This window comes from Acinetobacter sp. LCT-H3, assembly GCF_001866125.1.
Lineage (GTDB): Bacteria > Pseudomonadota > Gammaproteobacteria > Pseudomonadales > Moraxellaceae > Acinetobacter > Acinetobacter schindleri.
In genome coordinates this window covers 41701-54261 of sequence record NZ_MODX01000008.1, presented here as the reverse complement: position 1 = coordinate 54261, position 12561 = coordinate 41701, and the positions used below count along the sequence as shown (strand labels likewise).

At 37.1% G+C, this 12561-nt stretch carries 12 protein-coding genes; 7 read left to right on the top strand and 5 right to left on the bottom strand.

Annotated elements, in window-relative coordinates:
- Positions 1 to 46: 46 nt before the first annotated feature.
- The 6 genes from BK820_RS06215 to BK820_RS06190 are packed head-to-tail and all read left to right on the top strand — an operon-like array spanning position 47 to position 5025.
- Positions 47 to 1021 (top strand): stealth family protein, encoded by a 975-nt coding sequence (locus BK820_RS06215; protein ID WP_071320430.1) that lies wholly within the window; start codon positions 47 to 49, stop codon positions 1019 to 1021.
- 9 nt (positions 1022 to 1030) lie between these two features.
- On the top strand, positions 1031 to 1795 hold the full coding sequence (locus BK820_RS06210; RefSeq protein ID WP_071320429.1) for a glycosyltransferase family 25 protein: 765 nt from the start codon (positions 1031 to 1033) through the stop codon (positions 1793 to 1795).
- 10 nt (positions 1796 to 1805) lie between these two features.
- Positions 1806 to 2576: a glycosyltransferase family 25 protein gene (locus tag BK820_RS06205; protein WP_071320428.1), complete on the top strand. Its 771-nt coding sequence runs from the start codon at positions 1806 to 1808 to the stop codon at positions 2574 to 2576.
- 15 nt (positions 2577 to 2591) lie between these two features.
- Entirely contained in the window at positions 2592 to 2981 is a 390-nt protein-coding gene (locus tag BK820_RS06200; RefSeq protein ID WP_071320427.1) for an FAD synthase family protein, read from the top strand.
- A 6-nt stretch (positions 2982 to 2987) separates the two neighbouring features.
- Positions 2988 to 4103 (top strand): CDP-glycerol glycerophosphotransferase family protein, encoded by a 1116-nt coding sequence (locus BK820_RS06195; RefSeq protein WP_081409049.1) that lies wholly within the window; start codon positions 2988 to 2990, stop codon positions 4101 to 4103.
- 10 nt (positions 4104 to 4113) lie between these two features.
- The gene (locus BK820_RS06190; RefSeq protein ID WP_071320426.1) at positions 4114 to 5025 is read left to right on the top strand and encodes a capsular polysaccharide synthesis protein; all 912 of its coding nucleotides are present in this window, start codon (positions 4114 to 4116) and stop codon (positions 5023 to 5025) included.
- Between the two features lie 13 nt (positions 5026 to 5038).
- On the opposite strand, the gene BK820_RS06185 is transcribed toward BK820_RS06190, so the two are convergent.
- From BK820_RS06185 to BK820_RS06165, 5 genes are all read right to left on the bottom strand, one after another.
- The gene (locus tag BK820_RS06185; protein ID WP_071320425.1) at positions 5039 to 5995 is read right to left on the bottom strand and encodes a glycosyltransferase family 8 protein; all 957 of its coding nucleotides are present in this window, start codon (positions 5993 to 5995) and stop codon (positions 5039 to 5041) included.
- A gap of 77 nt (positions 5996 to 6072) precedes the next feature.
- Positions 6073 to 6291, bottom strand: a complete 219-nt coding sequence (locus BK820_RS06180) for a hypothetical protein (RefSeq protein WP_071320424.1) — start codon at positions 6289 to 6291, stop codon at positions 6073 to 6075.
- Between the two features lie 117 nt (positions 6292 to 6408).
- Entirely contained in the window at positions 6409 to 7275 is an 867-nt protein-coding gene (locus BK820_RS06175) for a lysophospholipid acyltransferase family protein (protein ID WP_071320423.1), read from the bottom strand.
- A 274-nt stretch (positions 7276 to 7549) separates the two neighbouring features.
- Complete coding sequence (gene aspS / locus BK820_RS06170) at positions 7550 to 9334, bottom strand: aspartate--tRNA ligase (RefSeq protein ID WP_071320422.1); 1785 nt, start codon at positions 9332 to 9334, stop codon at positions 7550 to 7552.
- Positions 9335 to 9497: 163 nt separating this feature from the next.
- A complete protein-coding gene (locus tag BK820_RS06165) occupies positions 9498 to 10262 on the bottom strand; it encodes a DUF4184 family protein (RefSeq protein ID WP_071320421.1) in 765 nt (254 codons plus the stop codon).
- Positions 10263 to 10403: 141 nt separating this feature from the next.
- On the opposite strand from BK820_RS06165, the gene znuD reads away from it, so the two are divergent.
- Complete coding sequence (znuD, locus tag BK820_RS06160) at positions 10404 to 12518, top strand: zinc piracy TonB-dependent receptor ZnuD (RefSeq protein ID WP_071320420.1); 2115 nt, start codon at positions 10404 to 10406, stop codon at positions 12516 to 12518.
- The last annotated feature ends 43 nt before the right edge of the window (positions 12519 to 12561 follow it).

Sequence of the window (12561 nt, the reverse complement as noted above, 5' to 3'; positions counted from 1 at the left end):
TGTAGTAATTAAGCAATTCGGTACCTATTTTAAAGTGATGAAGTAAATGCAGCAGCAAATTGATATTGTAATTGCCTGGGTGGATGGCAATGATCTGGAATTAAAAAAGAAACGGCATACATATCTGACTGGTGAAGATGCATCAGATGCAGTCAGTGATACCCGCTTCGCCAGTAATAATGAAATCTACTACAACATTGCTTCAATCCTGAAATATGTACCTTTTTGCCGCAATATTTTTGTAGTGACCGATAACCAGCGCCCAGAATTTATTGATGAATTTGCTGCACAAGGCCTGTGTACTGCCGATAAAATTCGTGTAGTGGATCATCGGGAAATTTTTAGAGGTTATGAGCAGCATTTGCCCACTTTTAATACCCGATCCATTGAAAGTATGCTCTGGAACATTGAAGGATTATCAGACTACTTTATTTATTTGAATGATGACTTTTTCTTTAATTCAACTGCGCAGCCAGAAGATTTTCTAAACGGTAATCATTTGGTGATCTATGGCCACTGGCAAAGCAGTTTTGCGTTGAAAACAAAGTTAAAATATCGCCAATTTTTGCAGCGTCAATTTGGTACGCCGATTCAGCCGAAGCACATGATTGCACAAATGTTAGGGGCGGATATTCTGGGTTTCAAAAAGTTCTTTGAAATTCATCATTATCCGCATATTGTCGATCGTCATGCTTTGAAAGATTATTTGCTGGCACATCCACAGTTGCTGGAAACCCAGATTAAATACAAGTTCCGCAGTGTAGAGCAGCTTAATCCCATTTCACTGATGAATCATATCAAGATTCAAAAGCAGCAAGCTGGGCTGAAGCCGGATATTGAACTGGCTTATCTAAAAAATGAAGATAGCCTCGACAGTTTCGTTTCAGCTTTAGATAATCCCGCAATAAAATATGGTTGTATCCAGAGTCTGGATCAATTGAAGCCAGCAGATGCAAAGCAGATCGGTAATGCTATGCAGCAAAAACTGGCTGACTATTTGCCAAATTCAATTTTAGCTTAGAGGTTCATGATGAAAGTAATTACTTATCTGATTAATCTGGATGGTAGTCATGAACGACTTGAACGGGCGACTCAGCAATTAGATGCAGTGCACTGGCCTTTTGAGCGTTTCTCCGCAGTCGATGGCCGCGGCAAGGCTTTAACTGAATTTGCCAACTATGATGATCAAGGTGCGCAACAGATTTTAGGTCGTAGCCTGATGAACTCCGAACTTGGTTGTTATCTAAGTCATTATGGTTGCGTAGAGAAGTTTCTGAATACTGATGCAGATTATCTGGTTGTGCTTGAAGATGATATGAAAATTAATCCAGACTTTAAAACAAAGCTGGATGGTGTATTAAAATATCTAGACCAGCATAAAGATTTAGATTGGTACTTAATCAATATTGCAGCCAAAAAGAAAAAGCTGGCGAAAGATATTACCCAGATTGAAGATATGAGCATATGGCATGCTTTTTATTTTCCAATTCGCGGGTTAGGTTTGATCTGGTCACGCCAAGGTGCTCAAGCATTTTTAGAAGCAGCTAAGCACATAAATATGCCTGTCGATATTTTCTTCCAGACATGGTTGAGTAAAAATGGAAAGGGGTTAGGTGTGTGGCCAGCCTTGGTTCGACCTGCAGGTTTAGATAGTGATATTTTAGGGACAGTCGCTTCTCAGGGTGTATCACGTAAACAAAAAGAAAATCGTGGGTTGTCCCATGGTTTGAAGAAGCAGAAGCGGATGTGGCGTGATCGCTATTATGCGCTTAAGCACTTGATGGTTTCAAAGTAAGTAAATCTGTATGAAAAATATTGTAATTAGCCTTAAAACAGCAGATGCCCGTCGTGAGCATATTCAGAAAGAATTTGGTAAACAGAATATCGGTTTTGAATTCTTTGATGCATTGACACCGGATTTAGCAAAACCGCTTGCTGAAAAAATGGTACTAAAAGTGCACGAAGATTTTCTGACTTCTGGCGAGTTAGCCTGTTTTATGAGTCATGTATCGATCTGGCAAAAAATAGTTGATGAGCAGATACCATATTTGGCTGTATTTGAAGATGATGTGTATTTGGGAGAGAATGCTGCTGATTTATTAAATGATTCAGATTGGATTCATGCAAGTTGGGACATCATTAAAACAGAAGCCTTTGCTGATAAAGTTTTTTTAAGTGGTAATAAGGCTGATATTGCTCATGGAGCACGTCAGATTGTCCGTTTAAAAGGAAAAAATTTGGGTACAGCAGGCTATATTTTAAGTCTGAAGGGTGCACAAAAATATTTGGACTATGTGCATCAGATTCAGTTAATTCCTCTGGATCAAGTCATGTTTGATGAATTTATCCGAGATGAAGTTCATCCTGTTTACCAGATGACACCAGCATTATGTATTCAGGAAATGATGCTTTTTCCTGAAAAGAAAACTGTTCTCTCTAGTGATTTGCTTGCTGAACGTAAAGCACGTATGCGTAAGCAAAAGAAAAAAGGCTGGGCGAAAATTCAGTTGGAAATTATGCGTGTGCTGAAGCAAGTGAAATATGCTTTGGTTGGACAGAATGTTGGTTTTAAATAAAGTATATGGATGAAAATGAAGAAAGTTATTACATTTGGTACTTTTGATTTATTTCATATAGGTCATTTGAATATCTTAAAAAGAGCGGCTGAATTAGGTGATTATCTTATCGTTGGAGTTTCAACAGATAAGTTGAATTATAGTAAAAAAGGGCGTAATCCTATTTATTGTCAGAAATCTAGAGCTGAAATTATTAGTTCTATGGCTTGCGTCGATGCAGTTTTTTTTGAGGAATCATTAGAGAAAAAGCGTGAATATATACTTTTTCATAATGCAGATATTTTAGTAATGGGTGATGACTGGGTTGGAAAATTTGATGAATTTAACGACATTTGTGAAGTTGTCTACTTAGAGAGGACTCCTTCTATTTCTACGACTGAAATTATCGAAATTATTAAAGAGTAAAACTCCGTGTTAGATAAATTGTTTAAGCAAGCAATATTTTTTTTCTCAGGCTGGATAAAACGGGATAAAAAAAAATGGGTTTTTGCTAGTCATACAAATTTTGGTGATAACGCACGTTATTTTTTTGAAGATGCATATAATCCAAATAACATTAGAAAAATATGGATTGCTAAAAATAAAGATGAATTTAATTTGGTCAAATCCTTCGGGTATGAGTGTTATTTAAAGGGTAGTTGTCAAGCTAAGTATCATGCATTAACTGCAAAAAACTATATATATACTTGCTATGTTTCAGATATTGGTTATCAATATAGTCGTGGCGCAAATTGTATTAATCTTTGGCATGGTCTTCCATTGAAAAAAATTGAGTTTGATATACATTCAGGACCACTTGCAAAAAAATTTAATGGAACGATAAAAAGTCGAATTAAACATCCAGAAATATATCGTAGACATGATTATGTTTTATGCCCATCAGAATATGTTTATAAATATGCTTTTAAAACGGCTTTTAGATTAAATGATAATCAAATTTTAGAATTTGCTTATCCACGGTCCATTTTTTTAAAGCACATGCAGAAAAAAATGGAAAAATTTGAATTTTTATATGTTCCTACTTGGCGAGATCATTTGCCTAATTTTATTACAAATGATGTTCTAAACTTAGAAGAAATTAATAGATTTTGTATAAATAATGATTGTATTTTTAAGATTAAACTTCATCCTAATACAAAAATTAATCTTGATCTATCGGCATATGCTTATATTAAGATTGTAAATCCTAAAGATGATCCTAATATGCATTTAGTTAATGCAGATTGTTTGATTACTGATTATTCCTCTATATTTTTTGATTATTTAGTTTTTGATAAACCAATATTATTTTATGTTTTTGATGAGAGTGATTACAAATCAAAAAGTCGAGATATGTATCCTGAGGCTGAAAAAATTAATTGTGGTAAAAAAATTAATATTCAAAAGGATCTATTATTGGCTATGCAAGGAGTTTTAGAGGGATATGATGATTATGCCATGCAGCGGTCTAAGGTAATTCAAGATTTTGGTTTGGATATTAAAGATCAAGATAATAGAAAATTGTATAATAAACTGACGATGATTTAGCGATATATTTATGAATAGTTATAAAGTCTCAATTTTTGCTATTAAAATTCTATCATTTTTTGTTCTTGGGAAAAAGTATAGAAAGACTTTTAGGAATGCATTAAATAAAAAATTTAAAATTGAATATAGAAAGAACCTTAAGCTTCAAGAATACTTGAAAAAATATACAGTTATTCAGTACCAGGAACAAACTCATGAATTTATACAGGTAAATGAGCTACCAATCTGGCAATTATGGTTGCAGGGAGAAAATCAAGCCCCAGAAATTGTAAAACGTTGTCTTGAGAGTGTTAAGAAATATGCAGGGGGGAGAAAAGTATTTGTATTAACACAAGACAATATTTCTGATTATATTGATATTCCAGAATTTATTTGGGAAAAGAAAAAGCAAGGGATTATTTCTAATACACATTTTTCTGATATTCTGCGAATATGCTTATTGGAAAAATATGGTGGTACTTGGATAGATGCAACAGTTTATTTAACTGATGAAATTTCTCATGACATTCTAGAGCAGGATTTTTTTGCATTTTCAGTACCTGAAAATCATATTAATTATGGGGTTCATTTATTTTCAAGTTGGTTCATTCATGCGCAGCCAGGGCATATTTTTTCTAAATGTATAAAAAAATCAATTTTTTCTTATTGGGAAAATGAGAATCAGTTGGTAGACTATTTTACTTTTCATTTGTTAGCATATAATGTAATAAAGTTTAATTCTAAATTGAACTGTATATGGGATAAGGGGTTAGATGTTGAAAATATTTTACCTCATAAATTACAATTTATTCTAAAAGATAATTATAGTGTCGAAAGACTTATTGAAATTAAGAAAGAGATGTCAGTACATAAGTTAACTTATAAAATTAAAAATGATGTTCCTGGTACTTTTTTAGATGTTTTTTTGAAAAAAGGGTTTTAAATAAAGAGCCATTTTAATGGCTCTTTTTTATCTTGTGTAAAATGATAAAGATAATACTGCGAACAATTTTTTTTGAAAAAATCTTTCCAAACTTTCTTTTTGGTAGCTCTATTGGGGGATTTATTAATTTAAAATAATGCATCCAAAGCTTATAAAATTTAATCTTTTCTCTTGGGTAGTATAAAAAGGCAAAGTAATAAGTCCAAGGTTTGAATTTAGTTGTATAGTGAATAATATGAGGTGATTTTTCCGCTAAATTTAATTCCTCTTGAGTATAAGTGCCATTTTTGATACTAGTGTTGGTTGAAAAAGTATAATTATAAGATACTGGGAAGAATGTGCATTTACCTAAGAAGACACGATTCAAAGCATCTTGATCTCCCCAGTAAGCTGATTTTTGATTTATTTGATTATGATGAAAATATTCAGAAGCATTTATAAGTTGATCATATCCATTTTTTTCTCTTAATATTTTTAAATTGAATAAAATAAAGCCAGAGTTAAATTGTTTTCCTACATAGTCTTGTGGATTTTCATATAGCCATTTTCGATTTGGATCAAGTACGCTTGTTTGAGCATTACGGACTACTCCAGCATAGTTATCTCCTAAATCTATTTGCAGGATATTGCTTAAATCAGTAAGACAAATAATATCTCCATCAAGATATAAACATTGATCATATTCTAGAAGTAACGGTATAATTTCATAAATAAGAAAAACAGCGGGATCCCAACCACATTTATATTTAGCATATTTAGTTTTATCAACTTCTATAAATTTAACAGAGCATGCATTATTTGAATTGATAATGCTTTCAAGTTTTTTCTTATTTTCATTATTTAAGTTATTTGAGAGAATGATAAATTGGTAAGTAGTATGAGTGTCTTTATTATGGAGGATTGAGGTGATACAGGTTGCCGTTGGAATAAAATAATTATCATCTAATATCAGGACAATCGGTGTGTTCATGATTCTGAATTACACAAAAAATAATTATTAAAATAATATCATTTTTTTTTTTAAACAGCATTGATTTTTAAATGGAATCATTCCTTTTCCGGATTCCCCTTCAACACCATATAGATTAATCCTACAAAAATCAGGAAAGCACCGATAATGCTGCTCAAGCAGAAATAAACAATACGGTCATTCGTATCCAACGAGAACAGGTTATTCGCAAGAATATAGCGCATAAACAACCATTGAACGACTGAAAACACAATCAACATGATGGCACGGTTACGAACAGCAGGACGCATAGCCATGGGAGATAATCCACATCTTAAAAGAACATTAAGATTATGCCATTTTTAGGGCGGAATCTCAATTTAATCTATTTTCCAGAATTAAGAGTTAGCTAGCAAATGCTTATGAAATTTAATCTAAGCTTTATAGGGATTACAATTGCCAAAACAGTTTCTAAAGCGTTTGTATGACCAAATATACTGTGCTGGTACTACTGCAATCATCTGTTCCATATGTTCATTCAGGCAGAGTACGCTAGTTTGTATATCTTTAGACATAATATCCCTCGGTACAGAACTGCAGTGAATATCAAAATGGCCAGCACGCTTGGTTCGAAGGCAGCTTACACCTACCACATTGCATTGTGTTTTTTGAGCTAGCTTAGGAACAATTGTTCCTGAGAGAACATTTTGCTCAAAAAAATCTGCATAGATGCCACCCGAAGGCTTCGGAAGGTGATCTGGCAAAATAACAGTAAGGCCACCTTGTTTTAAATGTTTAAATATTGCTCTTATACCAGTTTCATCTGCAGGGACTAAAATAGCATTCGTTTTCTGGCGAGCCTGCAAAATATAGCGATTGATGTCTTTATTTCTATTCGGCTTATACATAATCATAGGTTGTGTTTGTGAGCAAAGCCACGCATTTAGTAATTCCCAGCTTCCCATATGCGGAACTACGACAATCACACCTTTTTTCTTATTAATGACATGGTTGAAATGTTCAATGCCATAAATTTGATTGACACGTGAAAGGTTGTAATCAGCAGACATTCCCCAAAATTTGATACATTCCAAATAACTTAAACATTGGCTTTGAATACTTTTTCTAATGATATTTTTTTGTTGTTTATCATTTAGTTCAGGATAAGCTAGTTGAATATTAATCTGCGTGATACGGTGAATAGATGAATTGGTTCGATATAAAAACCAAGCAATGATGTACCCGAACAATTGTAAAATGCGTAAAGGCAATATAGCTAAAAAAGTTAGTAGAAAATACATATTTTAAAAAAGACTCTTTAATAGGCGGGTTTAATCTTGAAAATTATATAAGTGCCTAAAAATCTAAGAGATTATCAAAAATAGCAAAGCAACTTATTAGTTAATATAAAATATTGTGAAAAATAGCTTAAAAAAGTTTATCTATATTTTCATGCTGAAAGATAAGATTTTTTATACTCAAAGCCCTAGTTAAAAATATAAAAAATGAGTCGCTAACATTGTGATAAAAAAGCCCTGCACAGAGCAGGGCTTTATTTACTTAAATCTTCAAGAATTATTCTTGAGATTCAGCTTTTGGTTTTTCACGTAAGCGAATACCTAAGTCACGTAGCTGAGTTGATTCAACTGGTGCTGGAGCTTGTGTCAATGGACATTCAGCTGTCTTGGTTTTCGGGAATGCAATCACGTCACGAATAGATGATGCACCTGTCATAAGCATCACTAAACGGTCAAGACCAAATGCCAAACCACCGTGAGGAGGCGCACCGAATTTTAACGCGTTTAACAAGAAGCTGAATTTCTCTTCTGCTTCTTCTTCAGAAATACCAAGCGCTTCAAAGATCGCTTTTTGCATTTCTAGGTTGTAAATACGTAGTGAACCACCACCGATTTCAGTACCGTTCAATACCATATCGTACGCAACTGAAAGTGCAGCACCCGGGTTGTTCTTCACTTCTTCTACGCTAGATTTTGGCAGCGTGAATGGGTGGTGCACAGACGTCCATTTACCATCATCAGTTTCTTCGAACATTGGGAAATCAACCACCCAAAGTGGCGCCCACTCACAAGTTGAAAGTTTCATGTCATGACCAATTTTCACACGAAGTGCACCCATGGCATCGTTTACAACTTTCGCTTTATCTGCACCGAAGAATACGATGTCGCCATTTTCAGCGCCAACACGTTTCAATAGATCCAGCACGATTGGCTCGATGAATTTCACGATTGGAGATTGAAGACCTTCGATGCCTTTTTCAAGTTCGTTGACTTTGATATACGCCAAACCTTTCGCGCCATAGATGCCGACAAATTTAGTGTATTCATCAATTGCACTACGTGGTAATGAACCTGCACCCGGTACGCGAAGCGCAACGATACGGCCTTTAGGATCTTTAGCAGGACCTGCGAATACTTTGAACTCAACGTCTTGCATGAGGTCTGCAACGTCAACCAGTTTCAAAGGAATACGTAAGTCTGGCTTATCAGATGCATAGTCACGCATTGCATCTGCGTAGGTCATACGTGGGAATTTTTCGAATTGAACGTCTAGAAGTTCTTTGAACATCTTGATCGTCAATGTTTCCATCAAATCCATAATGTCATCGTCACTCATGAACGATGTTTCAACGTCGATTTGGGTGAATTCAGGCTGACGGTCAGCACGCAAGTCTTCATCACGGAAACATTTTGCGATTTGGTAATAACGATCGATACCGCCCACCATCAACAACTGTTTGAACAGCTGTGGAGATTGTGGAAGCGCATAGAAGCTACCGTTAGAAACACGACTTGGTACTAGATAGTCACGTGCACCTTCAGGCGTAGCACGGGTGAGAATCGGAGTTTCAACGTCAAGAAAACCATTGTCTTCGAAGTAGTTACGAATCAGGTTGGTCAACTTAGAACGGAAACGTAGGCGATCCAGCATTTCTGGACGACGGATGTCCAAGAAACGGTACTTTAAACGTACTTCTTCAGAAATGTTGGTATTTTCGTCATTCAATGGGAATGGCGGAGTTTCTGACGCAGCAAGAACTTCAATTTCTTTACCAAGAACTTCGATTTGACCGCTGGTGATATTTGCGTTTTCAGTCCCTGCATAACGACGACGTACGCGGCCTGTAATTTTTAATACAAATTCTGAACGTGATTTGTCGGCAGTTGCGAATGCTTCAGGAGTATCTGGGTCAATAACCACTTGAACAAGACCGTCACGGTCACGCATGTCAAGGAAGATTACACCACCGTGGTCACGGCGACGGTGAACCCAACCGCATAATGTTACGGTTTGGTCAATTTGAGCTTCGGTTAATGAACCGCAGTAATGAGTTCGCATCATAGCGTTAAAAATCCAACTATATGGTTTGAGGTCAGCGAATACGTAAACAGCGTACCGCTTTTAAGTAAAGGTAGGATTATGCCTCTTTGGGCATGTAGTCACAAGAACCTGGGTCAAAAACAATATCATTTTAAAGTGAATGAGATAAAAGCTAGCTGTTTGATTAACCCATGCGACGGTCGCGATCTAAAAATAAAAACAGTACACATCCCAGACTAAAGGTGATGAGAAAGCCCTGACTAAATTCATTAATAGATCGTCCAGTAAAATAGTACAGATCGGATTGCCAGACCTCTATAGAGATATAACGTGCATAATCCCAAACAGAAAACAGGCCGGTCAATACAGAAAACAGGACTAAGTTCCACGCAAACACTTTGATTTTTCGGCTGACTGCCAGATATTGCTGATGCTTTTTATAGTAGTGCACACTCATCCACAGCATAAACGGCAAAACAATCACGGACGTGCCAATCTGTAAAATCCGGTGCAGCGGATAACTTTGTCCAAACAACTGAAACTGTTGTGCTAAAACTTCATGGAAGGCAAAAGTCCGAAAATCGACGTGGGTCAGACCATCCCAGATTAAATGAGTGGCTGTGCCGATGATCAGTGCCAGACACATCGCCAAGATAAATCTTATAACTGAAAGTATATTGTGAATCTTTAAATCATGCTGAATGCCGATGAAACGGTAAATTACTGGCCGGTAAACCAGATACCAGATGCTACAGAAAGCCAGCCCAATCCAGAGGTCTGGATGAATCAGCGAAGACCATAAATGCGTGATATTTGAATTGCTCGAAGTAAAGAGTCGATGTAAATCGGGCACCATACAGCCAATCGCTAACGCAGCAACAGGTAGCCTATTACCGCTTAAACGTGAAATAGGTGGAGCAAGCACAGCATGCGATAAGGTAAAGGGCATAAAGATAATGTTTTAATGTAATAAAAAAATATTCAAAGAGCATTCTAATAAAATATATCACTGGTTATCGTAAACGATTGCAAAAATAATGAAATGTTATATTATAACATTATTCTATTTTAGTCATTTTGAGCTTGGGTCATGTCTTTTCATAAGAATTTAATAACACTCTCTATTTTTGCGGTTATTACACCATCAGCATTCGCACAACAAGAAGAAGCGACAGTAGCTGTACAAACGCTGGAAACCATCCAGGTTCAGGCCCATCCATTGATACAAACCGCAGCAGATTTTGCGGTTGCGGATCATGTGGTGGATCAAAAAGCATTATCTGAGCGTGCGACGACTATTGGTGATGCACTGGCAGATGAATTGGGTGTCTATTCAAATCAGTTTGGTACAGGTGCAAGTCGTCCGGTCATTCGAGGTCAGGATGGCCCACGTGTGAAAGTGTTGCAGCATGCTTCAGAAACTGCTGATGTTTCGACCTTGTCTCCGGATCATGCTGTCACCGTTGATCCGATTCTGGCGAAACAGGTCGAAGTGATTCGCGGTCCATCTACATTACTTTACGGTGCCGGTACAGTCGGTGGGTTGGTGAATGTCACCGATCAAAAAATTCCGACCCAGATGCCTGAAGATGGTCTGGAAGGTACAGTCGGCCTGCGTTATAACTCAGGTAGTGACGAAAAACTGGCAAGTGCTGGTGTGACAGCAGGTATTGGTGAAAACTTTGCTCTACGTGTAGAAGGTTCAAAACGTAAAGCCAATGATTATATTGCGCCGGATTATGTGGTCGAAGAGCCGCATGGAGATCACTCCCACTTTCATAAAGAACGCCGTGTAGATAATACTTTTGCAGAAGGACAAACAGTCAATATTGGCGGATCATGGATTCATGATCGTGGTTTTGTTGGTCTATCTTATAGTAACCGTCAGGATCAGTATGGCTTGCCCGGTCATAGTCATGAATATCATGACTGTCATCCACATGGTAATGAATTGCATTGTGGCGGACATGGCCCAGCACCACAACCGGATCCAAATGCAGTTGAAGAAGAACACGCACATGGTGGTCCATGGGTTGATCTGGAATCACATCGTTATGATATGCGCACTGAGTTAAATAACCCATTTGCCGGTTTTGACAAGTTGCGTGCCCATGCCAGCTTCACTGATTATGAACATGATGAACTGGAAGAAAATGAAGTCATCAGTAATTTTAAAAGTAAAGGCTATGATGCACGTTTAGAACTGGTACACGTTCCAGTTGCGGGTTGGGAAGGGGTCATTGGTACTCAATATAGCCAGCAAAAAATTAATCTTGCCGGAGGTGCAGATGAACATGAGGGGCATTCCCATAGCAGTGTTCTGATGGCAGATACCAAAACTGAAAAATATAGTTTATTTGGTCTTGAGCACAAACAGATCGGGGATGTGCATGTTGAACTCGGTGCACGAGTAGAACATCAAAAAATTGATGTGGATTCAACTCAAAAAAATTACTCAGATACCGGTGTTTCGGGTTCAGCAGCAGCCAATTGGGAATTTGCGCCAAACTATAAGCTTTCTGTGGTTGGCTCGCATCAGCAACGTTTGCCTTTGGCGCAAGAACTTTATGCAGATGGGGTTCACTTTGCCACCAATACCTATGAGCGTGGGAATCAGGATTTAGATGTTGAGAAATCAAATAATCTTGAATTAGGTCTGCATTATGAAGGCGATAAGCTGGACTATCATGTGCATGTCTATCACAACTGGTTTGATAACTATATTTACGGTGCAACCACTGATGATGATGGTGCTTTCCGCTTAATCGACTATACACAAGATAAAGCTCGATTTTATGGGACTGAGGCACAAGCTGGTTATCAGATCAATGACATGTATAAGCTCAGTGTCTTTGGTGACTATGTGCGCGGTAAAATCGAAGGTAAAAATGCACCACGTGTACCTGCAGGTCGCTTAGGGACCAAAGTCGAAGCAGACTTTGCCGATGGCTGGTCAGGTCTGGCTGAGTATTATCATGTCTTTAATCAGGACAAGATAGCCAGCTATGAAGATGAAACCCAAGGCTACAATATGGTGAATGTTGGCCTGAGCTATGCCAATAGCCTTGCAGATAATAATGCGTATCGCGTGTATTTCAAAGCCAATAACCTGCTGGATGATCAGGTGTATTCCCATACCTCATTCCTGTCCAATATCCCGCAGGTTGGGCGTAACTTCACTGTTGGCGTACAGTATGATTTCTAATAAGTTAGATGAAGTAATTGACGAAATCAAATAGATGTCACTG